The 23,601-nt window shown below is 70.9% G+C and carries 24 protein-coding genes and 1 pseudogene; 12 read left to right on the top strand and 13 right to left on the bottom strand.

Going from position 1 to position 23,601, the window contains the following annotated elements; genetic code table 11:
* Window positions 1-91 precede the first annotated feature (91 nt).
* The gene (locus tag ACGFH9_RS23330; RefSeq protein ID WP_393222783.1) at window positions 92-667 is read right to left on the bottom strand and encodes a TetR/AcrR family transcriptional regulator; all 576 of its coding nucleotides are present in this window, start codon (window positions 665-667) and stop codon (window positions 92-94) included.
* An 86-nt stretch (window positions 668-753) separates the two neighbouring features.
* On the opposite strand from ACGFH9_RS23330, the gene ACGFH9_RS23325 reads away from it, so the two are divergent.
* Both ACGFH9_RS23325 and ACGFH9_RS23320 read left to right on the top strand, forming a co-directional pair.
* Entirely contained in the window at window positions 754-1,137 is a 384-nt protein-coding gene (locus tag ACGFH9_RS23325; RefSeq protein ID WP_393222780.1) for a nuclear transport factor 2 family protein, read from the top strand.
* Window positions 1,138-1,183: 46 nt separating this feature from the next.
* A complete protein-coding gene (locus ACGFH9_RS23320; protein ID WP_393222777.1) occupies window positions 1,184-1,480 on the top strand; it encodes a hypothetical protein in 297 nt (98 codons plus the stop codon).
* Here the strand turns inward: ACGFH9_RS23320 and ACGFH9_RS23315 are convergent.
* Window positions 1,477-1,905: a hypothetical protein gene (locus tag ACGFH9_RS23315; protein ID WP_393222775.1), complete on the bottom strand. Its 429-nt coding sequence runs from the start codon at window positions 1,903-1,905 to the stop codon at window positions 1,477-1,479. The genes ACGFH9_RS23320 and ACGFH9_RS23315 overlap by 4 nt on opposite strands.
* Window positions 1,906-2,036: 131 nt before the next feature.
* Complete coding sequence (locus ACGFH9_RS23310) at window positions 2,037-2,939, bottom strand: hypothetical protein (protein WP_393222773.1); 903 nt, start codon at window positions 2,937-2,939, stop codon at window positions 2,037-2,039.
* 333 nt (window positions 2,940-3,272) lie between these two features.
* On the opposite strand from ACGFH9_RS23310, the gene ACGFH9_RS23305 reads away from it, so the two are divergent.
* Entirely contained in the window at window positions 3,273-3,593 is a 321-nt protein-coding gene (locus ACGFH9_RS23305; protein WP_393222770.1) for a putative quinol monooxygenase, read from the top strand.
* A gap of 243 nt (window positions 3,594-3,836) precedes the next feature.
* On the opposite strand, the gene metH is transcribed toward ACGFH9_RS23305, so the two are convergent.
* The gene (gene metH / locus ACGFH9_RS23300) at window positions 3,837-7,340 is read right to left on the bottom strand and encodes a methionine synthase (RefSeq protein ID WP_393222794.1); all 3,504 of its coding nucleotides are present in this window, start codon (window positions 7,338-7,340) and stop codon (window positions 3,837-3,839) included.
* A 274-nt stretch (window positions 7,341-7,614) separates the two neighbouring features.
* Here metH and ACGFH9_RS23295 point away from each other — a divergent pair, with 274 nt between their 5' ends.
* Window positions 7,615-8,484 (top strand): PAC2 family protein, encoded by an 870-nt coding sequence (locus ACGFH9_RS23295; protein WP_269678735.1) that lies wholly within the window; start codon window positions 7,615-7,617, stop codon window positions 8,482-8,484.
* Window positions 8,485-8,647: 163 nt separating this feature from the next.
* The gene (locus ACGFH9_RS23290) at window positions 8,648-9,439 is read left to right on the top strand and encodes a GntR family transcriptional regulator (protein ID WP_393222767.1); all 792 of its coding nucleotides are present in this window, start codon (window positions 8,648-8,650) and stop codon (window positions 9,437-9,439) included.
* A 181-nt stretch (window positions 9,440-9,620) separates the two neighbouring features.
* Here the strand turns inward: ACGFH9_RS23290 and mshC are convergent, their stop codons facing one another.
* From mshC to ACGFH9_RS23270, 4 genes are all read right to left on the bottom strand, one after another.
* A complete protein-coding gene (gene mshC, locus ACGFH9_RS23285; protein WP_393222764.1) occupies window positions 9,621-10,859 on the bottom strand; it encodes a cysteine--1-D-myo-inosityl 2-amino-2-deoxy-alpha-D-glucopyranoside ligase in 1,239 nt (412 codons plus the stop codon).
* 67 nt (window positions 10,860-10,926) lie between these two features.
* Window positions 10,927-11,745, bottom strand: a complete 819-nt coding sequence (locus ACGFH9_RS23280) for an SCO1664 family protein (RefSeq protein WP_393222761.1) — start codon at window positions 11,743-11,745, stop codon at window positions 10,927-10,929.
* The gene (locus ACGFH9_RS23275) at window positions 11,742-12,320 is read right to left on the bottom strand and encodes a DUF3090 domain-containing protein (protein ID WP_393222758.1); all 579 of its coding nucleotides are present in this window, start codon (window positions 12,318-12,320) and stop codon (window positions 11,742-11,744) included. The genes ACGFH9_RS23280 and ACGFH9_RS23275 overlap by 4 nt, the downstream gene beginning before the upstream one ends.
* A gap of 112 nt (window positions 12,321-12,432) precedes the next feature.
* Entirely contained in the window at window positions 12,433-13,137 is a 705-nt protein-coding gene (locus tag ACGFH9_RS23270; RefSeq protein ID WP_355233408.1) for an MSMEG_4193 family putative phosphomutase, read from the bottom strand.
* Window positions 13,138-13,396: 259 nt separating this feature from the next.
* Between ACGFH9_RS23270 and ACGFH9_RS23265 the strand changes: the two are divergent.
* Window positions 13,397-13,841 (top strand): annotated as a pseudogene (locus ACGFH9_RS23265) (hypothetical protein); the annotation flags it as partial.
* Here ACGFH9_RS23265 and ACGFH9_RS23260 read toward each other — a convergent pair.
* Both ACGFH9_RS23260 and ACGFH9_RS23255 read right to left on the bottom strand, forming a co-directional pair.
* Window positions 13,828-14,664 carry an undecaprenyl-diphosphate phosphatase gene (locus ACGFH9_RS23260; protein WP_393222756.1) on the bottom strand — a complete coding sequence of 279 codons (837 nt, stop codon included), beginning with the start codon at window positions 14,662-14,664 and terminating at the stop codon, window positions 13,828-13,830. The pseudogene ACGFH9_RS23265 and the gene ACGFH9_RS23260 sit on opposite strands and share 14 nt — an antisense overlap.
* On the bottom strand, window positions 14,661-15,713 hold the full coding sequence (locus ACGFH9_RS23255) for an LLM class F420-dependent oxidoreductase (protein WP_355233404.1): 1,053 nt from the start codon (window positions 15,711-15,713) through the stop codon (window positions 14,661-14,663). The genes ACGFH9_RS23260 and ACGFH9_RS23255 overlap by 4 nt, the downstream gene beginning before the upstream one ends.
* Window positions 15,714-15,900: 187 nt before the next feature.
* Between ACGFH9_RS23255 and ACGFH9_RS23250 the strand changes: the two genes are divergently transcribed.
* Both ACGFH9_RS23250 and ACGFH9_RS23245 read left to right on the top strand, forming a co-directional pair.
* Window positions 15,901-16,872, top strand: coding sequence for an aldo/keto reductase (locus ACGFH9_RS23250; RefSeq protein WP_355233402.1), 972 nt, complete (start codon window positions 15,901-15,903; stop codon window positions 16,870-16,872).
* 99 nt (window positions 16,873-16,971) lie between these two features.
* Window positions 16,972-17,163, top strand: a complete 192-nt coding sequence (locus tag ACGFH9_RS23245; RefSeq protein ID WP_039906151.1) for a DUF5703 family protein — start codon at window positions 16,972-16,974, stop codon at window positions 17,161-17,163.
* Between the two features lie 305 nt (window positions 17,164-17,468).
* On the opposite strand, the gene ACGFH9_RS23240 is transcribed toward ACGFH9_RS23245, so the two are convergent.
* Window positions 17,469-18,128 (bottom strand): hypothetical protein, encoded by a 660-nt coding sequence (locus ACGFH9_RS23240; protein ID WP_393222752.1) that lies wholly within the window; start codon window positions 18,126-18,128, stop codon window positions 17,469-17,471.
* Window positions 18,129-18,170: 42 nt separating this feature from the next.
* Window positions 18,171-19,499, bottom strand: coding sequence for a M20/M25/M40 family metallo-hydrolase (locus tag ACGFH9_RS23235; protein WP_355233398.1), 1,329 nt, complete (start codon window positions 19,497-19,499; stop codon window positions 18,171-18,173).
* Between the two features lie 174 nt (window positions 19,500-19,673).
* On the opposite strand from ACGFH9_RS23235, the gene ACGFH9_RS23230 reads away from it, so the two are divergent.
* Together ACGFH9_RS23230 and ACGFH9_RS23225 are read left to right on the top strand one after the other, a co-directional pair.
* Window positions 19,674-20,282: a hemerythrin domain-containing protein gene (locus tag ACGFH9_RS23230; protein WP_393222750.1), complete on the top strand. Its 609-nt coding sequence runs from the start codon at window positions 19,674-19,676 to the stop codon at window positions 20,280-20,282.
* Window positions 20,283-20,370: 88 nt separating this feature from the next.
* On the top strand, window positions 20,371-21,342 hold the full coding sequence (locus ACGFH9_RS23225; protein WP_355233394.1) for a LysR family transcriptional regulator: 972 nt from the start codon (window positions 20,371-20,373) through the stop codon (window positions 21,340-21,342).
* A 4-nt stretch (window positions 21,343-21,346) separates the two neighbouring features.
* Here ACGFH9_RS23225 and ACGFH9_RS23220 read toward each other — a convergent pair whose 3' ends face one another.
* Window positions 21,347-22,477: an FAD-dependent oxidoreductase gene (locus ACGFH9_RS23220; RefSeq protein WP_393222747.1), complete on the bottom strand. Its 1,131-nt coding sequence runs from the start codon at window positions 22,475-22,477 to the stop codon at window positions 21,347-21,349.
* A gap of 24 nt (window positions 22,478-22,501) precedes the next feature.
* Between ACGFH9_RS23220 and ACGFH9_RS23215 the strand changes: the two genes are divergently transcribed.
* Both ACGFH9_RS23215 and ACGFH9_RS23210 read left to right on the top strand, forming a co-directional pair.
* Window positions 22,502-23,218: a TetR/AcrR family transcriptional regulator gene (locus ACGFH9_RS23215; RefSeq protein ID WP_393222745.1), complete on the top strand. Its 717-nt coding sequence runs from the start codon at window positions 22,502-22,504 to the stop codon at window positions 23,216-23,218.
* A gap of 83 nt (window positions 23,219-23,301) precedes the next feature.
* The gene (locus ACGFH9_RS23210) at window positions 23,302-23,547 is read left to right on the top strand and encodes a hypothetical protein (RefSeq protein WP_266241928.1); all 246 of its coding nucleotides are present in this window, start codon (window positions 23,302-23,304) and stop codon (window positions 23,545-23,547) included.
* Window positions 23,548-23,601: the final 54 nt, after the last annotated feature.

Genomic DNA, 23,601 nt, shown 5'->3' with positions numbered 1-23,601 from the left:
ACTGGCGCCGTCACCGGCAAGCCCAAGCGAAAGCCAGCCACTACCGCAAACGACTCGAAGCCGCCAAAAGTAACGAACCTCCGTAGCAGTACTAGTTTGTTGCCGGTGGACGCAGTCCGTCGAGGATGATCTGACCGAGGTGAGCGGACCGCCGGGGATCGTTCGCTGCGCCGGAATGATGGATCGCGGCGAACGCGCCGGCGACGAGCGCAACCGCCTCGTCTGCCGTGGCGTCGGATCGGACGATACCGGCCCGGTGACCGCGGTCGAGCAGATTGGTGACGTGGCGGTTCAGTTCTGTTGCGATGTCTGGTGCCGCCGCGCGCAGATCGAACTCGGCTGCGGCCAGTGCGCTCTTCACTGCTGTGTTCTGGGCGCCCGAGGCGATCATCCGGGAGAGCAGCGTGTAGATGGCTTCGGGATCGTCGCCCGCCGCGAGCACTGCTGCCTCCGCTAGGAGCCCACGAAGCATGTCGACGGCGACGGCCAGGTAGAGCGCCTCTTTGGTGGGAAAGTGCCGGTGAACGGTGCCGGGACCGACCCCTGCCTGGCGGGCGATCTCGTCGAGCGGAACTTCCAGGCCGTCTGCAGCGAACAGCTGTTGGGCGGTCTGGAGGATGAGTTCGCGGTTGCGCCGTGCGTCGGCGCGCAGTTCACGGTTGGCCATGACTATTTCATTATAACCGGGGCGCAGCACCGTATATGCTTGCCCCTAAGAGGGGCGCCGCCCCGCTTAGTGCTGGAGGAGTGCCCATGAGTTCCGATCAGAACGCCGATGCGCTCGTGCGCCGGCTGCAGGAGTGCTTCAACACCCGCCGCTTCGACGACGCCGCGCCGCTGCATACCCCTGACTTTTTCAGCCACCCGCTGGGCGCGGGTTTTCCTGCGGGCAAGAACGCCTGGCTGGCGCTGACCACTCGCTATCCGGCGATGCGCGTGGTCGCTCAAGACGTGATCCTCGACGGCGACAAGGCTGCAGTCCGATCCGTCGTGGAGGGCATCGACGGCGTGCGGCCCGAGCTGTATGAGATCTTCCGCTTCGAGGACGGCCGTTTCGCTGAAATGTGGGGGGCCAGCACCGGGTTTCCGTGGTCGGGAAGCCCGAAAGAGCTGCTCGACCAGAGCGTTGACCACTGAGACCCAAGTGCAATAGCGGTAGCCAGGTCCCCGCACGGAGGATGACGTGCGCGACCAGGCGTTTGTCGAAGGTGCGGTCGGCGTGGCCGCCGGCGAGATCGGCCAGGATGCGGCTGGTCTTTTGGAGGCGGACCGGTTGGACTTCGCCGCGGCGGAGCGATCCACTGTGGCGTTGGCTCCGGCGGAGAAGGAGCAGTTCGCCGCCGCGCTACACGTCGACGACCCGCGGTGGATCCTCAACCTGGTGATCTTCGCGGTCCTCCTGCTCTCCGCCTTCTTCTCCCGGCTGCGCGAGGTCACGAATCCCATCGCCGCCACGTCCCGGCGTATCAGGGTTCGCTAGGGCGACCAGTGCGGGTCGAGGCTCTTGCCGTGCCCCCGGGGGCACCGTCCGTAACCGGTGCTGGACACGTTCCAGTGATGGAAGCAGTACGGGGCATCGCACCGCGGACAGAAGCCGGCGTCGTCGTAGAAGCCGGCAGTCGTGACGGCGGCGTACCGGTACGGCTGGGTGAACGCGTCGACGATGCGCTGTGCCTCTGCCGGGTCCGCCGGTCGGCCGAGCCCGTTACCCGCCGCAATCCCGGAATACAGCAGCCACCATCGCTGGCCGGTGTGGCGCTCTCGCGCGGCGGTTTGGGCGTCGCGCTGCGCCGGTGACCAGTGCTGCCAACCGACCGGCCGGGCATCCGGTGCGACGAGTTCGACGTGGGTCGCCGGTCGCCCACACACCGCGCACGGTGGCTCCGCGACGAAGGCCTCAACCATGACCGTCATCCTTCCCCGACCACCTTGTGACCACACCCCTCGCCGAGCTGGCACGCCGGACGCGGTATCCGGCTGGACTGCTCCGCGCCGACCGCGCGGAGCAGTCCAGCCGTTTCGTACACGGGGACCCGTCAGCCAACGGCCATCGCGTGGGCGGTCAGGTGGTACGGCGCCAAGGTGGGAAACGGTGCTCTGGTGGCCTCGACCAGACCCAGCGCGTCCACGACGACGGGAGGCAGCGCCGGGGCGCTGATCGGCGTCAGCTCACTGATGGGCATGCCGGCCACCTGCTGATCGCTGAACGTTTCGTACAACCTGAAGAACTGCCTGTCGACAGTTATCTGACGTTCGACGATGGCCTGATGGTGGAAATCCAGTTCCTCATAGGTCTGCGGGCTTCGACCGTCGGGCGCCAACTGCGCAGCGATACACTCGTTCGCGTCACGGCAGTACGTTATCCGTTCAGGGTGGTTCAGTCTTCGGTAGAAGAGTTCCGGGATGCGCAGCAGATCGCGTACGACGACGGTGTAGACAGCCGTCGAGTCGAGCGGGTCCCGTCGTTGAAAGGTCGCCTCGTAGGAGCGGTCCTGGCTCTTCGACCTCGACGGATGGTGCCGCTGCTCGTCCCGCTTCGCACCTGGGTAGACACCGGCCATCGTCTGCGTGAACAGTTCCTCGACGACATTCGCCCGCCGCTCGCCGCGGAGTCGGCGACTGATGGCCGTGGCGACCGGCGCGTAGGCGAACAGCGTCACGCTCGCCGCCCAGATGCCCGCCAGCGCCGGCAACCAGGGCGCATTCATCTCGCGGAGTACCGAAGCCCCGGCCGTCTCGGCTGCCTGGAGCCACAGCGGCGGTTCGGGATGGGGCTGATTGCGCAAGTGGTCCTCCAAAACGTAGTCGACGTCGCCACCGACGCGGAGGAGCACCACCGAGTTCACCAGAAGACGTGCTAAAAGGGTCATTTCGCCCTCAAGCCGGCCGACCTGCGGCGAGTCAGACCGCTCATCGACGGTCGCGCGCTGCTGCCACACCTGGCATGGATGGTCGACGATGGCCGCCGTTGGCTCTCGTTGGACGGCCTATGCGGCACGATCTCGCGAAGGGCGGCAACCCGAGACGCGGGGGGATCTGAACCCCCTACACCGCCGATCTCTCGTCGTGGACGCGAGGTCGCCAGCCGGAGCGCGAGGCTCGGGCGCCCGGCCGGCGATGCCGCCGCGCCGACTCCACCGCCTGACGGCAGACGTCGAGCAATCGGGTCAGAAAACTGGTTGTTCGAGTTTTGGGACACCGACGATCCTAGGATCGACGTATCGCCGAGACCACCGACACCGACCCGGAGACTTTGAGACGAGGGGCTGACCATGATCATCGTAACTGCACGGTTTCGAGTGCGCCCGGAAGACGCAGACCGATGGCCGGAAATCATTCGTGACTACACCCTCGACACCCGAAAAGAGCCGGGCTGCGTATCCTTCGACTGGTCGCGCGGCCTCGATGATCCCACCGAATACATTCTCGTCGAGTTCTGGAAAGACGAGGCGGCCAACGCGGCGCATCTTGGCACGGAGCAGTTCCAGCAGGCCCAACGCGATCTTCCACCGCGTCTGACCGAGACAGTGCAAATCGTCAAGACCAACGCCTCCGGCTGGTCCCCTTTCACGGCGCTCACTGTCTCCCACTAGCGCTCCTCCTTGCGCGCCAACTGGCACTTGGAGAATTTCCAGCCCGTGACTGGACCACCCGAGCTGTGTGCGGGTCTCCGACGACGATCGCCACAGGCTGCGCCACCTCGGTTCGAAGTAGCCGCCGCAGCACCTGGGCATGCTCGAGTAGCGTGTAGCGCTGCCCCTCGTCGGCGGCACGCCTGAGCGCCTTCTCCTAGCTGCCGACGGACGGATTTGTCACCCGGCCCGCCCACCGCCGGATCACTTGGCGTTGAAGTAGCTGGCCTCGGGGTGGTGGACCACGATGGCGTCGGTGGCCTGCTCCGGCATGAGCTGGAACTCCTCCGACAGCTCGACGCCGATCCGCTCCGCGCCCAGCAGGTCCACGATCTTCGCCCGGTCCTCCAGATCGGGGCAGGCCGGGTAGCCGAACGCGTACCGGCAGCCCCGGTAGTCGTTGCGCAGGATGCCCGCCAGGTCCTGCGGGTCGTCGTGGCCCAGCGGACGCCCGTCGGGCAGGGTCAGCTCGGACCGCACGCGCCGGTGCCAGTACTCGGCGAGGGCCTCGGTGAGCTGCACGGACAGCCCGTGCACCTCCAGGTAGTCGCGGTACTCGTTGCGGGCGAACAGCTTCGCCGCGTACTCGCTGACGGGTTGCCCGACGGTGACCAGTTGCAGCGCGACCACGTCGAGCTGGTCGCCCTTGGGCCGGAAGAAGTCCGCGAGGCAGAGCCGTCGCTCCTGGCGTTGGCGGGGGAACGAGAACCGGGCGCGCTCCGCGTGCCCGTTCTCGTCGAGCACCACCAGGTCATTTCCTTCGGAGTACGCGGGGAAGTAGCCGTACACCACGGCTGCCTCCAGGACCTGGTCGGCGATCAGCCGGTCCAGCCAGTACCGCAGTCGGGGACGGCCCTCGGTCTCAACCAGCTCGTCGTAAGAGGGTCCGTTGCCGCCGCGGGCGCCGTTGAGCCCCCACTGTCCCCGGAACGTGGCCCGTTCGTCGAGCAGCGCCGCGTAGTCGGCCATCGGCACGCCCTTGACCACCCGCGTGCCGAAGAACGGTGGGGTGGGCACCTCCACGTCGAGGGCCACGTCGGAGCGGACCGACGAATCGTGCAACTCGGGCAGCGACTCGGTGACCACCGCGCGCTGCCGCTCCCGGCGTGCCCGTCGGGTCGCCAGGGCCGCTTCACGCTCCGGGTCGACGACCGGGGCGCCGCCGCGCTTGGCGGTCATCACGCGGTCCATGAGGGACAGACCCTCGAACGCGTCACGGGCGTAGTGCACCTGCCCGGGGTACGTCGAGCGCAGGTCGTCCTCGACGTACGACCGGGTCAGCGCCGCCCCACCGAGCAGGACGGGCCAGCGCTCGGCAACGCCGCGCGTGGCCATCTCGGCCAGGTTCTCCTTCATGATGACCGTGCTCTTGACCAGCAGCCCGGACATGCCGATCGCGTCGGCGCGGTGCTGCTCGGCCGCGTCGAGGATCGCGCTGATCGGCTGCTTGATGCCGATGTTGACGACCTCGTAGCCGTTGTTGGACAGGATGATGTCGACCAGGTTCTTGCCGATGTCGTGCACGTCGCCGCGCACGGTTGCCAGGACGATGCGGCCCTTGCCGCCGTCCTCGGTGGCCTCCATGTGCGGCTCCAGGTACGCCACCGCGGTCTTCATCACCTCGGCGGACTGAAGCACGAACGGCAGTTGCATCTGCCCGGAGCCGAACAGCTCACCGACGACCTTCATGCCGTCCAGCAGGATGTCATTGATGATCGACAGCGGGGACCGGCCGCCGGCCATCGCCTCGTCGAGGTCGGCCTCCAGGCCGTTGCGCTCACCGTCGATGATGCGCCGCTTGAGTCGCTCGTCCAGCGGCAGCGCGGCCAGCTCCTGCGCGCGGGTGGCCCGCGCGCTCGTCACGTCGACGCCCTCGAAGAGTTCCAGGAAGCGCTGCACCGGGTCGTAGCCCTCGCGACGCCTGTCGTAGACCAGGTCGAGCGCGACCTCGCGCTGCTCGTCGGGGATCTTCGACATCGGCAGGATCTTGCTGGCGTGCACGATCGCCGAGGTCAGACCGGCCTGCACGCACTCGTGCAGGAACACCGAGTTGAGTACCTGCCGGGCTGCCGGGTTGAGGCCGAAGGAGATGTTCGAGATGCCCAGCGTGAAGTTGACCCCCGGGTAGCGGTCGGCGATCTCCCGGATCGCCTCGATCGTCTCGAGGCCGTCGCGGCGGGTCTCCTCCTGCCCGGTGGCGATCGGGAACGTCAACGCGTCGATCAGGATGTCGGCGCGGTCCATGCCCCACCGGCCGGTCAGGTCGTCGATCAGCCGCGCCGCGACCCGGACCTTCCACTCCCTCGTACGCGCCTGCCCCTCCTCGTCGATGAGCAGCGCCACCACGGCCGCGCCGTGCTCACGTACGACGGGCATGACCCGCGCGTACCGGGAGTTCGGGCCGTCGCCGTCCTCGAAGTTCACCGAGTTGACCACGCACCGGCCGCCGAGCATCTCCAGGCCGGCCTCCACCACGTTCGGCTCGGTGGAGTCCAGCATGATGGGCAGCGTCGACGCGGTGGCGAACCGGCCGGCCAGCTCGCGCATGTCCTGCGTGCCGTCGCGGCCGACGTAGTCGACGCACAGGTCCAGCAGGTGCGAGCCGTCGCGGGCCTGGCTACGGGCGATCTCGACACAGGCCCGGAAATCACCGGCGAGCATCGCCTCGCGGAACGCCTTCGAGCCGTTGGCGTTGGTCCGCTCCCCCACCATCAGCACCGAGGCGTCCTGGGCGAACGGCACCGGGTGGTAGACCGAGGAGACGCCCGCCTCGTGTCGGGGTTCGCGCGGCGGCACGGTGATGCCGTGCAGCCGGTCGGACAACACGCGGATGTGCTCCGGGGTGGTGCCGCAGCAGCCGCCGACCAGACCCACGCCGTACTCGGTGATGAACCGTTCCAGGGCCTCGGCCAGTTCCACGGGAGTCAGCGGGAAGTACGCGCCGTCGGCCGTCAACACCGGCAGGCCGGCGTTGGGCATCACCGACAGCGGGATGCGGGAGTGCTGCGACAGGTAGCGCAGGTGCTCGCTCATCTCGGCCGGGCCGGTGGAGCAGTTCAACCCGATCAGGTCGACCCCGAGCGGCTCGATGGCGGCGAGGGCCGCACCGATCTCGCTGCCCACCAGCATGGTGCCGGTGGTCTCCACGGCCACGTGACAGATGATCGGCACCTGCTGGTCCAGCTCGGCCATCGCCCGCTTCGACCCGATCACCGCCGCCTTGACCTGCAACAGGTCCTGGCAGGTCTCGATGATCAGCGCGTCCGCGCCGCCGGCGATCAGGCCTGCGGCGTTCTCCTGGTACGCGTCGCGCAGGGTGGCGTAGTCGGCGTGCCCGAGGGTGGGCAGCTTGGTGCCCGGACCGATGGAACCGAGCACGAACCGGGGGCGTTCGGGAGTGCTGGCCGCGTCGGCGGCCTCCCGGGCGATCCGCGCGCCCGCCTCGGCCAGCTCGCGGATGCGGTGCGGGATGTCGTACTCGCCGAGGTTGGCCAGGTTGGCCCCGAACGTGTTGGTCTCCACGCAGTCCGCTCCGGCGGCCAGGTACGCGTCGTGCACCCCCCGCACCACGTCGGGACGGGTGACGTTGAGGATCTCGTTGCATCCCTCAAGGCCGTCGAAGTCGTCGAGCGTGAGGTCGGCGGCATGCAGCATCGTGCCCATCGCGCCGTCGGCGATGAGGATCCGGTCGGCCAGCACATCCAGCAACGAGTTCCGCACCCGTTCAGGTTAGTGCGGCCGCAGGCGAACTCGAGCGCCCTCCGCGCCCGATCCCATATTGTGTCGGGCGGATCACGCTGTCCGGTTCGCCGCCGTATGCCCGGTCACCGACCGGGCGGACCGGCGCGGCCGGCGGGCCGCATCCCTGCCCGGCACGTAGGCTGGCGGACGTGAAGGAGAACAGGGACGCCATCGTGCACCACGGTCCGACAACCGGGCGCGGTCCCGGTCTCGGCCGCGACGAGCAGGGTGAGGTGACAGCGTGACCGAGTTCGACGGACTGCCTGTCCTGCGGTCCCCCGTGGCCATCGCCGCGTTCGAGGGCTGGAACGACGCCGCCGACGCGTCCACCGCGGCCGTCGAGCACCTCGAGCAGGTCTGGAACGCCCGGCAGATCACCGAGCTGGACCCGGAGGACTTCTACGACTTCCAGGTCAGCCGGCCCACCATCACCATGGCCGACGGGGAGACCCGCCGGGTGGAGTGGCCGACGACCCGGTTCATGGTGGCGAGCCCCGAGGGCACCGACCGTGACGTGGTGCTGATCCGGGGCATCGAGCCCAGCATGCGCTGGCGGACATTCTGCGAACAGGTGCTGGAGATCTGCCACAGCCTGGAGGTGGAACGGGTCGTGCTGCTCGGCGCGTTGCTGGCCGACGTGCCGTACACCCGGCCGTTGCCGATCAGCGGCAGCGCCTCGGACGCGCAGGCCGCCGAGCGCTACCAGCTCACCCCGACCCGCTACGACGGGCCGACCGGCATCGTCGGCGTGCTGCACGACGCGTGCGCCCGCGCCGAGGTCGACGCCGTGTCGTTCTGGGTGCACGTGCCGCACTACGCCAACAACCCGCCCTGCCCCAAGGCCACCCTCGCCCTGCTGCACCGCGTCGAGGAGGTCGTCGACCTGCCGGTGCCGATGGCCGACCTGGCCGAGGAGTCCGCCGAGTGGGAGCAGCGCGTACGCAGCGCCGCCGAGCAGGACGCCGAGTTGGGCGAGTACGTCCGCGAGTTGGAGGAGCGCGTCGGCGACGAGGGCATCACCCCGTTGACCGGTGACGAGATCGCCCAGGAGTTCGAGAAGTACCTGCGGCGTCGGGGCGGTTCGGCCGGCCCCACCGCCGGTTCCTGGTAGCAGCGCTGGGTCCTGGTAGCAGCACTGGCTTCTGGTAGCACTGGCCTTCTGCGGGCCCTCGGACCTTCGCGGTCCGGGGGCCCGTTTTTTCGCGTGTCAGGGGTGGCGCCGTCACACCCGCTAGGGCATCCTAGGAACCTAGATGTGATCAAGGGAGGCTGGTGTGCAGATCAACCCCGGGGCCGCCGAGTTCCCCCACCGGCAGATCGCCGCGCAGCTCAAGGCCCAGGTCCGCCGCGGCGACTGGGGGCCGGGTGAACGACTGCCGTCCATTCCGGCCATCGCAGAGATGTTCGGCGTCGCCAAGCAGACCGTCCAACGCGCCGTCGACCAGCTGCGGGTCGAGGGCATCCTGATCACCAAACCCGGCTCGGGTACGTACGTCCGGGGCACCCGGCGTCGACTGAACCGCCTCTCCCGGGGCCGGTACGGCGGGTTCCGCGGCTACCACACCGACCTCGCCGCCCGGTACCGTCAGCAACTCGTCTCCGTCGGTCTCGCCCCCGCGCCCGCCGAGGTCGCCGACGCGTTCGGCGTCACCGACGGCACCAACCTGCTCTGCCGCCGCCACCTCGTCCGTACCGACGACTCCCCCGTCGAGGTGGGCGCCTCCTGGTTCCTGCCCGCCAACACCGCCGGCACCTCACTGGAACGGGCCGAGGCGTTCGGTCGCCCGCTCTACCAGGAGGCCGAGGAGGCGACCGGCCGTCGGTACGTCTCGGCCACCGACACCATCACCGCCCGCCAGCCCAGCCGAGAAGAGGCCGAGACCCTCCAGATCCGGCCCGACACACCGGTCCTGCATCTGCTGCACGTCGCGTACGACGCGCACCGCAAGCCGATCGAGGTGGCCCAGGCGACCTGGCCCGGACCCATGACCACCCTCACCGAGGAGTACCAGATCCCCGCCCCAGCCCCCGACCCGGACCCCGACCCCGGCCTGGTCCTGGGCTAACCCTGCCCTGCCCAGCCCGCCCCGCCCCGCCGATCTTGCACTTTGTGTCGCCCCTTTGCCCCGATTGGCAACTTTCGTTACGTCCGAAAGTGCAAGATCGGCGCAGAGGGTGAGGGGGGTCGTGTCGATCATGGAGTTGTGGTGCTCGCATAACGGGCATGGGGGGCCGGGGCGGGTGGTTTTAGAGGCGGATGCCTAGGAGCGCGTCTACCGTCTTCGCGAACAGGGCCGGGGCTTCGGGGTCGTCCGTTGCGCCGGCCAGGGTTGCTTCGGCCCAGCGGTCCGCTGCCGCCAGGGCGCCGGGAGTGTCGAGGTCGTCGGCCAGTCTGGCGCGTACCCCGGCCAGCAGCTCGGCCCCGGACGGCCCGGCGGGCGCGGCGGCGGCCCGCCGCCAACGGTCCAGCCGCTCCTGCGCGGCCGTGAGCAGGTCGTCGGTCCAGGTGCGGTCGCGGCGGTAGTGCCCGGAGATCAACGCGAGCCGGATCGCCATCGGGTCGACCTTGTCGGCGCGCAGCCGGGAGACGAAGACCAGGTTGCCGCGGGACTTGGACATCTTCTCGCCGTCCAGGCCGATCATCCCGGCGTGCACGTAGTGCTCGGCGAACGGCGCCTGCCCGGTGAGCCGCTCGGCGTGCGCGGCGGACGCCTCGTGGTGCGGGAAGAGCAGGTCGTTGCCGCCGCCCTGCACGTCGATGCGGTCACCGAGCAGGTTCAGTGCGATGACCGCGCACTCGATGTGCCAACCGGGGCGGCCCGGGCCCAACTCCCCGCCCGGCCAGGACGGCTCGCCCTCGCGGGCCCCGCGCCACAGCAGCGGGTCGAGGGCGTCGCGCTTGCCGGCCCGGTCGGGGTCACCGCCGCGCTCGGGGAAGATCTCCAGCATCTGCTCACGGGTCAGGTTCGACTCGTAGCCGAACCGTCCGGTGGCGGAGATGTCGAAGTAGACGTCGCCGGTGCCGTCGTCGATCCGGTACGCGGCACCGTCCTTGACCAGCACCTCGACCTTGTCGGCGATGTCCGGGATCGACTCCACCGCGCCCACGTAACGCTCCGGCGGGATGATCCGCAGCGCCTCCATGTCCTCGCGGAACAGGGCGGTCTCCCGCATCGCCAGGACCACCCAGTCCTCACCGTCGCGGGCGGCCCGCTCCAGCAGGGGGTCGTCGATGTCGGTGACGTTCTGCACGTAGCGCACCGGGCGACCGGCGTCGCGCCACATCCGCTGCACGAGATCGAAAGTGATCATGGTGGCGGCGTGACCGAGGTGGGTCGCGTCGTACGGGGTGATGCCGCAGACGTACATGCTCGCCGCGTCGGCCGGGTCGCTCGGGTGGACACCCTGTCGCGCCGAGTCGTACAACGCCAACGGCTCGCCCCGACCCGGCAGCCGTGGCACCTCGTGTCCCGCCCAAGACTCCATGGCCTCAGCCTAACCAGCCCTCAGGCGGCACCGGGATGCCCAACGGGTGATCAAGATGACAGGGGACTCACATGGGTGGCCACGGTATCGCCGGCCAGTCCTCCGGCGGCTGCGGGAAGCGGCCGGTCTCCCGCAGCAGGTCGACGCGGGCGGCGAGTTCGCCGATCTCGCTGATCGTCAGGTGGTCGGCAAGCTCCTCGCCGAGCGCCCCGGCGACCTGTCCGGCGAGCCCGTCGAGCATCTCCACGGCGTCCGGCGGCAACTGCTTGCCAGCCCAACCCCAGAGCACGGTACGAAGCTTGTCCTCGACGTGGAAACTCACCCCGTGGTCCACGCCGTAGATGCGGTCGTCGGCACCGACGAGCACGTGCCCGCCCTTGCGGTCCGCATTGTTGATCACCGCGTCGAGCACGGCGAGGCGGGCCAGCCGTGGATCGTCGGCGTGCGCGAGGGCGTACGCGGCACCGTCGTCGTCCCGGGCCGCCGCGATCGGGAACCAGCGCGGCGGCACCTCCTCGGCCGGCACGAACCCGACCAGCGGCTCGGCGTCCTCCGGCTCGTCGATCCAGAATTGGCAGGAGCCGGGGCCGAACGGACCGTCGCGAAGGATGGTGGGCGGCACCAGGTCCCAGCCGGTGGCGTGGGACACCAGGTACGCCGACACCTCCCGGCCGGCGAGGGTGCCGTCCGGGAAGTCCCACAGCGGGCGCTCCCCGCGTACCGGCTTGTAGACACAGCGGGCCGTCACGCCGTCGAGGGTCAGGATGCCCCGCAGCGTGGTGTTCGACGCGTCGACCAGCCGACCCTCCAGGTCGATCGTGCCGTCGCGCAGCAGCCGCAGCGCGGCATCACCGTCGTGCAGGGGCTGAAGGCCGGACAAGGTCACCGGTGGTAACCGTTGTGCCGCGGGCACAGGTGCCCGGCGGGATCCAACGGCTGGCCGCACAGCGGGCACGGCGGCCGGCCGGCGTTGACGACCCTCCGGGCCCGCTCGATGAACTGGCGGGTCGCCTGCGGCGTGAGCCGGACGCGCAGCCGGTCCAGGTCCTCGTCCGGCTCCTCGTCCTCGTCGTCTTCGTCGTCGTCCTCGTCGCCCAGCTCGACCTCGGGCTCCACCTCGCCGGCGGCGATCGCCTCGATCACCACTGTCGCGGTGTCGACGTCGAAGGCCAGCCCGAGGGTCCCGACCCGGAACTCCTCGTCGACCGGGGTGTCCAGCGGCTCGTTGTCGCCGATCACCGGCGCCAGCTCGGGCAGCTCGACCCCGAAGCGACGCTGCGCCTCGGTGAGCAACTCCTCCAGCTTCTCGGCGAGCAGGGACACCTGGACCTTCTCCAGCGCGACGCTGACCAGCCTGCCGCCGCCGCGGGCCTGCAGGAAGAACGTGCGCTCCCCCGGCGGCCCGACAGTCCCGGCGACGAACCGCTCCGGCGGTTCGAAGGCGTGCACCTGGTGGGTCATACCCACGACCCTATCCGGCCCACCATGGCGTCGCGCACCCCACCGACCCGAATCGCCGCAGGGGCAACGCGCCCGGTGTAGCGGGGGCCACCCCCGGGCGTGGCGGTGCTTCTCACCTGGCCGCACCCGCTCCGCCGCCGACGGCGGCGTCCGAGTCGGCCGCCCGCGTGGCCCGCCGACGCCGCTTGCGCGGCGGCGGAACGAGCGCGGCGAGGTCACCGCCGGTGTCGTTGAGCCGGACCAGGAACGGACGCAGCGGCGTGAAGCGGATCGCGGTCACCGACGCCGGGTCGGCCACGATCCGCTGAAAGGCATCCAGGTGTACGCCGAGCGCGTCCGCCACGATGGCCTTGATCACATCGCCGTGGCTGCATGCCAACCAGACCGCCTCGGGCCCGTGCTCCGCGCTCACCCGGGCGTCCCAATCGCGGACGGCCGCCACCGCGCGGGCCGCCATCGCCGCCATCGCCTCGCCCTGCGGGAAGACCGCCGCGCTGGGGTGCTGCTGGACCACCGGCCAGAGAGGCTCCTTGGCGAGCTTCTTCAGCGGCTGCCCCTCCCAGCTGCCGTAGTCACACTCGATCAGGCCCTCCTCGACAACCGGCGTGGCCTGCGGCAAGGCCAGCTCCAGGGTCTGCCGGCAGCGGATCAGCGGACTGGTGACGACCGCTGCCAGCGGCACCGACCGCAGCCGCTCGCCGACCGCGGTGGCCTGGGCGCGCCCGGTGTCGTCCAGCTCGACCGGCTGCCGGCCGGCCAGGCCGCCGTCGGCGTTCGCGGTGGTACGGCCGTGTCGCAGAAGCAGAAGGGTCGCCACACGATCACCCTAGGCCTCCCCGGTACCTCCCGAGCGCCACGGGCCACGGCCACGCCGTCCCGGATCGGCGTGATCGACACGACGTCGCCGATTTGGGGGTATCGACCGGTCCCGGACACCCCGAGTCAGTGAACTCGAGTCGATCACCGCGTCGGATCGCCTCCGCTGGGTGCGATGGCCGGTCTCGTGGCGTGTGGGGGATGTGGGGTGTGACCGGGTGCTAACCGCAAGCGGGCCTCGTGGCGTCCCCGGCGCCACACCCGCCGCCGTGGCCGTGCACACCGCCGCGCCCAAGCCCCAGGGCGACCAGTCGCACATCACCCTGAACGACGAGCAGACGACCAACGTCAAGGCGATCATCGCGGCCACGAAGAAGGCCGGCCTGCCCGAGCGCGCCGCGGTCATCTTCATCGCCACGAGCCTGCAGGAGTCCAAGCTGGAGAACCTGGGCCACCTCGGCGACGCCAACGACCACGACTCCCTCGGCCTGTTCCAGCAGCGCCCAGACCAGCGGTTGGGGCACCCCGGAGCAGATCACCAACCCCGAGTACTCCACCACCGCGTTCCTCAAGGGCCTGCGCCAGGTCGACGGCTGGCAGGACATGCCCCTGACCGACGCCGCTCAGACCGTAACCGATGGCCGGCACCCGGTGTGGGGTGCCGGCCATCGTCGTACCCGCAGGGAGCGGATCAGGTGGCGCTGATCGTGCCGGTCAGCAGGAGGGCGAGGACCAGGGTGCCCAGCGCGACCCGGTACAGCACGAAGACGTACAGCGTGTGGTGGGCGACGTAGCGCAGCAGCCAGGCGATGGCCGCGTAGCCGATGGCGAAGGCGATGGCGGTGGCCACGATCGTCTGCGCGACCGAGGGTACGGACGTGCCCGGGGCGGACGGTTCGAAGACGTCCCCGAGACTGAACACCCCCGACATCACCACCGCCGGGATGGCCAGCAGGAACGAGTAGCGTGCCGCCGCCTCCCGGGTCAGGTTGAGCAGCAGTCCGGCGGTGAGCGTCCCCCCGGAGCGGGACACGCCGGGAACCAGCGCCATCGCCTGGGCGAAGCCCATCACGATGCCGTCCTTCATCCGGAAGTTCTCCAGCGTGCGCGTCTGCCGACCCCAGTACTCGGCGAAGGCCAGCACGAACGCGAACACGATCAGCGTGGTCGACACCACCCACAGGTTGCGCCCGGCCGTCTTGATCTGGTCCTTGAAGAGGAACCCGAACAGCCCGATGGGGATCGAGCCGACGATCACGTACCAGCCCATCCGGTAGTCGAGGCTGGAGCGCACCGACCTGTCCCTGAGCCCGACCAGCCAGGTACGGGTGATCCGCCAGATGTCCTTCGCGAAGTAGATCAGCACGGCGGCCTCGGTGCCGAGCTGGGTGACCGCGGTGAACGACGCGCCGGCGTCGCGGTCGAAGAAGATCGCCGAGGTGATCCGCAGATGCCCCGACGAGCTGACCGGCAGGAACTCGGTGAGCCCCTGGACGATGCCCAGGACGATGGCCTCGATCCAGGTCACTCGCCAACTCCGGACAGGTCGAGCGCCTCGGCCACGGTACGCAGGGTCTGCACGCCGCTGTCCCGGTCCGCCACGAACAGGCTCACCGAGAGCGTGGTGACGCCGGAGGCGGCGTACTCACGCATCCTCTCGGCGATGCGCTCCTTCGGGCCGAGCAGCGACGTACGGTCGATGAACTCCATGGGTACGGCCGCCGCGGCGTCGCGCTGGCGCTTGGCCAGGTAGAGGTCCTGGACCTCGCGGGCGGCGTCGCCGTAACCCATCCGGGTGGCGAGCTGGTTGTAGAAGTTCTGCTGCCGGCTGCCCATCCCGCCGACGTAGAGCGCGGCGTACCAGCGGACCAGCTCGGCACAGGAGGCGACGTCGTCGCCGATGACGACCGGCACGGACGGCACCACGTCGAAGCCGGCCAGTTCCTTGCCCGCCTTGGCCCGGCCGGCGGAGACGGCGGCGAGGTGCTCGTCGGCGAACTCGGGGGCGTAGAAGACGGCGAGCCAGCCGTCGGCGATCTCGCCGGCCAGCTCCAGGTTCTTCGGGCCGACGGCGGCCAGGTAGATTGGTATGTGCTCGCGCGGCGGGTGGAAGCTCAGCCGCAGCGCCTTGCCGGGGCCGTCGGGCAGCGGCAGTGTGTAGTGCTCGCCGTCGTACGCCACCTCCTTGCGGGCGATGGCCAGCTTGACGATGTCGACGAACTCGCGGGTCCGCCCGAGGGGCTTGCCGAACCGCACACCGTGCCAGCCCTCGGAGACCTGCGGGCCGGAGACGCCCAGGCCGAGCCGGAACCGGCCGCCGGAGAGCGCGTCGATGGTGGCGGCCGTCATCGCCGTGGCGGCCGGTGTGCGGGCGGGGATCTGCATGACCGCCGCGCCCACGTCGATCCGTTGCGTCTGGCCAGCCATCCAGGCGAGCATGCTGGGCGAGTCGGAGCCGTACGCTTCCGCCGCCCACACCACCGAGTAGCCGAGGCGATCCGCCTCCTGGGCCAGCGCCAGGTGGTCGGCCGGCGTACTCCACGCTGTCTGGTATCCGAGGCTGAGCCCGAGTCGCACTGGTCCTCCCCCATCCGTGGCACAGGTCGCACCAGGTTACGCAATGCCGAAAACGGACTCGATCACCGGCTCACCGCCAGTGATCCCCCGTCCGTCGAGGTGCCTGCCGGAGGCGGAACCGGCAGAACCGCCAGAGATGACGGGAGCGAGGATATCCGTGGCGGCGGGTTCGAAATAAGGTTCACCCATGCAACAGCGACCGCTCGGCCGAAGCGGGCTGGCGGTTTCGCGGCTCGCGCTCGGCACCATGACCTGGGGCCGGGACACCGACGCCGACGATGCGGCCGCCCAGTTGAAGAGTTTCCTGGACGCGGGCGGCAACCTGATCGACACCGCCGACGTGTACGGCGACGGCGACGCCGAGTCGGTGATCGGGTCACTGCTGGGCACCCTCGTCCCGCGCGACGAACTGCTGATCGCCACGAAGGCGGGGTTGCGCCCGGGCAGCGGCCGGCGGCGCGACGGCTCTCGAGGCCACCTGCTGCGCACCCTGGAGGCGTCGCTGCGCCGGCTCGGCACCGACCACGTCGACCTGTTCCAGCTGCACGGGTACGACCCGGACACCCCCCTGGAGGAGACCCTGGCGGCGCTGGACCACGCGGTGGCCAGCGGCAAGGTCCGGTACGTGGGGGTGTCGAACTTCTCCGGCTGGCAGACCGCGCGGGCCGCCGCCTGGCAGACGGCCTGGCCGGGCCGCGCGCCGGTGGTCGCCGCCCAGGTGGAGTACTCGCTGCTGGAACGGGGCGTGGAACGGGAGGTGCTGCCGGCCGCTGACGCGCTGGGCCTCGGCGTGCTGCCCTGGTCGCCGCTGGGTCGGGGTGTGCTCACCGGCAAGTACCGGCACGGGCGGCCGGCGGACTCCCGGGCCGCCTCCCCCCACTTCGAGCGGTTCGTCTCGACCTACCTCGAGCCGCGCTGCTCGAGCATCGTGGAGGCGGTGGCGACGGCGGCCGGCGGGCTGGGAGTGTCGCCGCTGGAGGTGGCGCTGGCCTGGATCCGGGACCGGCCCGGGGTGACCGCGCCGATCCTGGGCGCCCGGACGGTCGGGCAACTGCTCGGCGCGTTGCAGGTCGAGCGGATCACGCTGCCCGAGGAGATCACCACCGCGTTGGAGGACGTCTCGTCGGTGCCGGTCGGCTATCCCGAGCGCGACGGGTGACCCGAGACGGCCCAGGACGGCACGAACCACGCGCGGCAGCGGCGTTGGTCACCCTCCAGGGGGTGGCGGACGGCCGCCGGGCTGGGCAGCATGGACGGCATGGACTACGAGTACGCGCCGCTGCGGCTGCCGCCGAACGTCGACCGGTTGACCGCCGCGGCGCAGTTGGCGATCCAGGCGGAGTTCTCCGGATGGGAGTTGGCCCGGGTACGGCTGTTCCGTGACGGCACGCGGCAGGTCATGTTGCGGCGTCGACGGGTCAACCAGCCGCAGCCGGGCCTGTCGTACTGACACCAGGCCGGGACGGGCGGTGAACGCCCGGGGCCCGAACCGCGTACGGTCGGGCCCCGGGGGTCGTACGGCTCTTGGCCATAGGCCGTGTGTCAAAGCCCCTGGCCGGCCTGCGGAGGCCGAGAGGACCGGCCGTTTCGGCCGCTGGTGAACCGTCGCTCGCGGGCCCGTGGTCCGGCCGGATCGGAGCCGCCCCCTCCATTGAGCGTGATGCCTGTGGGTCATCAAGATGACTCACAGGCATCACCCTCATCGTGGTGTCCGCCGTCCGCCCCTCGGCTCGACCGAGGACCTTGACACACGGCCTAGTGCTGGTGCCCGGCGTGGTCGTGGTCGTCGTCGAGCTCCAGGAACGGGTGCTCGTCGAGTCGACCGACGAGCCGGTCGTCGCCGGCCGGCTGGAACGGGCCGACCGCGTCGTCGTCGTCGAACGACTCCAGGTCGACAGGGGTGCCCACCTCGCTGACCATGACCACCCCGTCGAGCGGTTCCAGCTCCGGGACGTCCAGCGCGCCGAGCGAGCCGTCGCCGCTCTGCAGCAGCTCCAGCACCGCCTCGCCGACCCCCTCCACGGGCGCCGGCTCGTCGTCCTCCGGGGTGCCCTCGCGGCGGGCCGCCTCGGCCGCCCGCAGCAGCGCGGAAATGCTCGGCACCCGGTAGTCGCGGCGTTGCCGCACCGAGATCACCCGCGGGTGCGGGTCGCCGGCCTCGACACCCTCGCCACCGAAGCGCTCGTCGGCCTCGTCCGGGTCGATCGAGTCGACGTCCCACGGCGTCACCTCGCCGAAGGCGTCGAGGAGTTGCTCGTCGTAGGCGTAGGACGCGTTGTTCAACGCCACGTACGCCTGCCAGACGTCGTCGTCGTCGACGCGGCCCTGCGCGGCGCGTACGGCGGCCAGGTGGTGGCGGGCCGCTTCGATCACCCGCTCGAGTGCGGCGTCCAGCTCACCGTGCTGGTCGGTCATGTGGGGCAGTCCCTTCACGATGGGGAGGTAACGCGGACACTGCTAGCAGGTGCGGAGGAACCGGTCGAGAACCCGCACGCCGAACTGTAGTCCGTCGACCGGAACGCGCTCGTCGATGCCATGGAACAGCGCGGAGAAGTTCAGGTCGGCGGGCAGCCGCAGCGGCGCGAACCCGAAGCAGCGGATGCCGAGCGTCGAGAACGCCTTCGCGTCGGTGCCGCCGGAGAGCATGTACGGCACCGGCCGGGCACCCGGGTCCTCGGCGCGCAGCGCCGCCGACATGGCCTCGACGAGGTCGCCGTCGAAGGTGGTCTCCAACGCGGGCTGCCGCTGGACGTACTCGATGTCGATGTCCGGGCCGACCAGTTCGCGCAACTGCCGCTCCAGCAGCTCGGACTGGCCGGGGAGGCTGCGGCAGTCGATGGTGGCGGTGGCGCGGCCCGGGATGACGTTGTCCTTGTAGCCGGCGGCGAGGCGCGTCGGGTTGGCCGTGTTGCGGATGGTCGCCCCGATGATGTTGGCGATCGGGCCGAGCTTGGCGATGGCGACCTCCGGGTCGTCCGGGTCCAGCTCGATGCCGAGCAGGTCGGAGACCTCGGTCAGGAACGCCCGTACGGTGTCGGTGACCACCACCGGGAAGCGGTGCCGGCCGATGCGGGCCACGGCCTCGGCGAGCGCGGTGACCGCGTTGTCGTCGTGCACCATCGATCCGTGCCCGGGGCGGCCCTTGGCGTGCAGCCGCAGCCAGTCGATGCCCTTCTCGGCGGTCTCGATGAGATAGAGGCGCTGGCTGTCGTTGACCGAGTAGGAGAACCCGCCGACCTCGCCGATCGCCTCGGTGCACCCGTCGAAGAGGTCGCGGTGGTTCTCGACCAGGAAACGCGCGCCGTAGTCGCTGCCCGCCTCCTCGTCTGCGGTGTACGCGAGGACGATGTCGCGCGGGGGCCGGACGCCGGTGCGCTGCCAGTGCCGCACCACGGCGAGCACCATCGCGTCGAAGTCCTTCATGTCGATCGCGCCGCGACCCCACAGGTAGCCGTCGCGCTCCTCCCCGGAGAACGGGTGCACCGACCACTCGTCGGCGTCGGCGGGCACCACGTCCAGGTGGCCGTGTACCAGCAGGGCGCCGCGGCTCGGGTCGGCGCCGGGGATGCGGGCCACCACGTTCGCCCGTCCGGGCGCGGACTCGTGCAGGACCGACTCGACGCCCACCTCGGCGAGTTTCTCCGCCACGTACTCGGCCGCGCGGCGCTCGCCGACGCTGGTGTCGTTGTCACCGGTGTTGGTGGTGTCGATGCGCAGCAGGTCGCGGCAGAGGTCGACGACCTCCGCGGTGGGGTCCGGTCGGGCGGAGGCGGCGTCGCTCGTCATCGCCCCTTCATACCAGCCCGGGATGACCGGCGGGTCGGCGCACCGACGAGACGCGGGCGGGCATCCAGGTCGACTGATCCGGGAGCGGTTTCGCGACGCTCGCGTTCGGGTACCGCCGCCCACGACCGCACATTCCCCTGCCGGAGCTTCCGCCCGCCAGTCGAGGAGGGCATCATGTCCACCGTTCCCCTGCCCCCGTTGCCGCCCACGCCCGCACCCGACGAGGGTTACCGGCCCGGCGGCCGCAGTGTCGCCGACATCGTGGACCGCGAGCACCGGCAGTTGCTGACCCTCGTGGACCAGCTGAGCGGCCCGGACGCGACGCCGCACGAGGCGCTGGCCGTGCTCACCGCCGCGCTGTCGCGGCACATCTCCGCCGAGGAGCAGTACCTGCTGCCAGCGGTGCGGGCGGCGCTGCCGGCCGAGGCCGCCCGGGTGGACGCCGAGATCGACGGCGACGCGGCGCTGCTGGCCGCGCTCAAGGGGCTGAACGACGAGACCGTGACCGAGGTCGCCGAGCGGGTCCGCCGCCACGTCGACGGGGTGGGCACGCTCGTCGCCGAGCTGCGCGCGGTGGCGACGTCGGAGGAGCTGATCCGGCTGGGCAACCGGTTGGAGATCGCCGAGGAGGCCGCGCCGACCCGGCCGCACCCGGGCACCCCGGCCACGCCCCCGTGGAACCGCGTCGTCGAGCCGGCGGTGGGCGTGGTGGACAAGCTCCGCGACGCGGTGACGCGGCGGCCGACGTACCTCAAGGACCTGCCGGAGCCGCCGCGCGACTGAAGGCGCGGGCCGCACCACAGAATGCATTCAATGTCACCGATACACTTGGCCCCTTCCGCAGGCTGCGGCGTGGTCCTACCGTCACCGTATGAACCTGGAGCTGCGACACCTGCGGGTGGTCTGCGCGATCGCGGAGACAGGGAGTGTGACCAAGGCGGCGTCGTCGCTCGGGCTCGCCCAGCCGGCGCTGACCGCCCAGCTCCAGCGGATCGAACGGACTCTGGGCGGGCCGCTGTTCGACCGGGATCGGCGCGGCGCGCGGCCCACCGCGCTCGGTGAGCTGGTGCTCGCCCGGGCCCGGGTCCTGCTGCCGGCGATGAAGGGCCTACAGGACGAGGCGGCACGGCTGGCCGGTGCCGCCGAGGTGTCGCGCTGCTACCGCCTCGGCGGCGTGAACAGCCCGATCCTGGGCCGGCTGGTGCATCGGCTCGCCGCCGAGGAGCCGCCGGCCCAGATCACCACGTACGCCTCGTGGTCGGTGGACGAGCTGGCGCAGTTGGTGGCCGGCGGGCGGTTGGACTTCGCCCTCACCGGCGTGTGCGGCGACGCCACCCCGTCGGCCGAGTTCGGGCTGAGGTGGCGGGAGGTGGCCGTGGACCCGGTGCTGGTGCTGCTGCCGGCGAGCCACCCGCTCGCCGACCGGGACGAGGTGCGCCTGGCGGACCTACGCCACGAGCAGTGGGTGGCGGCGCCCGGCGACGGCTGCTTCGGCGACTGTTTCGCCGCCGCGTGCGCCCGCGCCGGTTTCACCCCCCGCAAGGTGTACGAGACCGACATCCGCGGTTGCGTCGACCTGGTGGAGGCGGGCGTGGCGGTGGCCCTGTGCCAGGCGACGTTCCGGCCGGTGTCCGGTCTGGTCACCCGGCGCCTGGCCGGTGTCCCGCTGCGCTGGCGGCTGCTGCTGGGGTGGCATCCGGACTCGCCCGCCGCCCGCGACGCCGACCTGCTGCTGTCCACGGCGAAGGCCGCCTACACCGATTCGCTGGCGCCGCACCCCAGCTACCTGGACTGGCTGGTGCGCAATCCGGGCTTCGGCGTCCGGCAGCCCAGCGGGGTGTGAGGGTCTAGCGGGGCGCGGCAGGCTCGGCGGTCCGTGGCGTGAAGAAGCGGACGAGGTCGTCGGCCGCCGTCGGGGACAGCATCATCGCCTGCACCCGTGCGCACATCTCGGCGATCGGTTGGATCCTCGCGAACATCGCCTCCTCGTACGACCGGATCGCCGCGTCCGGGTCGGCGGGGTGGGCGACGATCTCCCGCGCGAGTTCGGCGGCGTCCAGCATGGCCTGGTTGGCACCCTCGCCGACCGGCGGCATGAGGTGCGCGGCGTCACCGAGGAGGGTGATCCCCGGCTGGTGGGCCCAGCGCGCGCCGACCGGCAGGGCCTCGACCCGGCGTGTGGTCGGCACGTCGTCGCCGGCGTCGATGAGGGCGGTCAGGCGGGCGTCCCAGCCGTCGAACAGGTCCAGCAGGACGCGCTTGTCCCGGTAGGCGTCGAGGTCACGGTCGTCGGCGGGCAGGGAGATCCCGACCCGGATGCTGCCGTCGCCGAGACGCTGCGCGGCAAGGATCTGGTTGACGCCGACGCACCACAGGTTTCCGGGGCCGACCAGCTCGGCGAGGTCCGGGTGGCGCCGTTCGGCGTCGCCGATGGTCAGCTCGACGTGGCTGGACACGTGGGACAGCTGCGCGTCGGTCAGCAGCGCCCGGACGACCGAGCGCGCGCCGTCCGCGCCGACCAGGATGTCGCACCCGGCGCGATGGCCGCTGTCGAAGGCGAGGACGAAGCCCCCGCTTTCTCGCGGCGACGCCGCGACGAGGCGGCGCCCCCACGCGACGGCGTCGGGCGGGAGCGCGTCGAGCAGAAGACCACGCAGTACGGCGCGGTCGACCTCCGGGCGTCCGTCGAACGAGCCGGGTCGCGGCATGTGGTGCACGAGGGTACGTCCGGCCGGGTCGAGGATGCGGTGCTCCTCGCCCTCGGGCCGCGCCGTCGACCGGAACTCCTCGTCCAGACCCGCCTCGGCGAGAGCGTGCTGCCCGGACTCCGGGTGCAGGTCGAGCATCCCGCCCTGTGAGCGCGCGGACCGGTTCGCCTCGCGTTCGTGGACCACCGCCTCGATGCCGTGTCGGCGCAGGATCCGTGCCAGCGTCAACCCGCCCAGGCCACCACCGACGATCGCCATTCGCATCATCATTCCCCTTACCGTACGCTGTATCGCGTGGATACACCGTACGGTAGCGAAGTGATGCCCGTGTGGGAACGGCCCGAGCCTCGCCCCCGGGCGACGCCGGTGCCGCTGAGCCGCGCGAAGATCGCCGACGCGGCGATCCGGCTCGCCGACGCGCACGGCCTCGACGGCCTGTCGGTCCGCCGGATCGCCAAGGAACTCGACGTCGGCCCGATGCGCCTCTACGACTACGTGGCCAACCGGTCAGAGCTGCTCGACCTGATGGTCGACGCCGTCTACGCCCAGATCGCCGAAGCCGGCCAGCACGCCGACTGGCGCAGCACGCTGCTGTCCATCGTGCGGCGGACCCGCGCCGCCGCCCTCGACCACGAGTGGTTCTCCGACCTGCTCGGCGGGCGACCCCACCTGGGGCCGCACGCGCTCGCCGTGGGTGAGTCGACCGCCGCGGCTCTCAGCCAGGCCCCCGGCATCCGCGGCATCGACGACCTCCAGCGGGCCCTGGGCGCCCTCAACGCCTTCATCGTCGGGGCGCTGCGGCGGGAGGTCACCGAGCGACGCACCGCCCGTTCCACCGGCACCGAGCTGAGCGCCTGGCAGGCCAGCCTCGGCCCCTACCTGACGCGCATGCTCGACACGGGCCGCTATCCCACCGTCGCCCGACTCGTCATCGAGGGCGCGCACCTCGACGCCGAGGAGACCTTCGCGCACAACCTGACAACCCTCCTGGACGGCATCGCCGGGCGGTGACACGACCGACGCGAGACGAAGGCCACCCGCGACGCGGCGGTCACCGGCGGTGCGAACCGCCGCTGTCCGGGTATCTGGCGGACATGACCGATCTCTACCCGCCCGCCGACGACCGCGAACTGCTCCGCCAGGCCGCCGCCGCGCACACCGCCGCCACCCGCCAGGTCGAGGCGTTCCTGCGCCGGCTGCCAGAGGTGCCCGACCCGGCCGACGTCACCGAGTACGCCAACCTGCTCACGCGCGAGGACCAGACCCGGGGCGAGCGCGACGCGGCCGCCGACGCGGCAGGGCTGACCATCGGCAGCCTGGAGCCCGACCAGGGCCAGTAGCGCGCGACGACGGTGCCGCCCCGGACCGGGGTGGCACCGTCGCACCGTTCGACG

Source organism: Micromonospora sp. NPDC049102, from assembly GCF_043197485.1.
Lineage (GTDB): Bacteria > Actinomycetota > Actinomycetes > Mycobacteriales > Micromonosporaceae > Micromonospora.
The sequence above is the reverse complement of the archived record's forward strand: the minus strand, read 5'-3'. Positions and strand labels throughout refer to the sequence as shown.

Excerpts from the sequence above, each read along its gene's own strand:
- mshC (WP_393222764.1), bottom strand. The coding sequence starts at position 10,859 with ATGGAGTCTTGGGCGGGACACGAGGTGCCACGGCTGCCGGGTCGGGGC.
- ACGFH9_RS23220 (WP_393222747.1), bottom strand. The coding sequence starts at position 22,477 with ATGATGATGCGAATGGCGATCGTCGGTGGTGGCCTGGGCGGGTTGACG.
- ACGFH9_RS23330 (WP_393222783.1), bottom strand. The coding sequence starts at position 667 with ATGGCCAACCGTGAACTGCGCGCCGACGCACGGCGCAACCGCGAACTC.
- ACGFH9_RS23235 (WP_355233398.1), bottom strand. The coding sequence starts at position 19,499 with ATGACGAGCGACGCCGCCTCCGCCCGACCGGACCCCACCGCGGAGGTC.
- ACGFH9_RS23275 (WP_393222758.1), bottom strand. The coding sequence starts at position 12,320 with ATGACCCACCAGGTGCACGCCTTCGAACCGCCGGAGCGGTTCGTCGCC.
- ACGFH9_RS23210 (WP_266241928.1), top strand. The coding sequence starts at position 23,302 with ATGACCGATCTCTACCCGCCCGCCGACGACCGCGAACTGCTCCGCCAG.
- ACGFH9_RS23305 (WP_393222770.1), top strand. The coding sequence starts at position 3,273 with ATGATCATCGTAACTGCACGGTTTCGAGTGCGCCCGGAAGACGCAGAC.
- ACGFH9_RS23240 (WP_393222752.1), bottom strand. The coding sequence starts at position 18,128 with ATGACCGACCAGCACGGTGAGCTGGACGCCGCACTCGAGCGGGTGATC.
- ACGFH9_RS23325 (WP_393222780.1), top strand. The coding sequence starts at position 754 with ATGAGTTCCGATCAGAACGCCGATGCGCTCGTGCGCCGGCTGCAGGAG.
- ACGFH9_RS23230 (WP_393222750.1), top strand. The coding sequence starts at position 19,674 with ATGTCCACCGTTCCCCTGCCCCCGTTGCCGCCCACGCCCGCACCCGAC.
- ACGFH9_RS23225 (WP_355233394.1), top strand. The coding sequence starts at position 20,371 with ATGAACCTGGAGCTGCGACACCTGCGGGTGGTCTGCGCGATCGCGGAG.
- ACGFH9_RS23315 (WP_393222775.1), bottom strand. The coding sequence starts at position 1,905 with ATGGTTGAGGCCTTCGTCGCGGAGCCACCGTGCGCGGTGTGTGGGCGA.
- ACGFH9_RS23250 (WP_355233402.1), top strand. The coding sequence starts at position 15,901 with ATGCAACAGCGACCGCTCGGCCGAAGCGGGCTGGCGGTTTCGCGGCTC.
- ACGFH9_RS23245 (WP_039906151.1), top strand. The coding sequence starts at position 16,972 with ATGGACTACGAGTACGCGCCGCTGCGGCTGCCGCCGAACGTCGACCGG.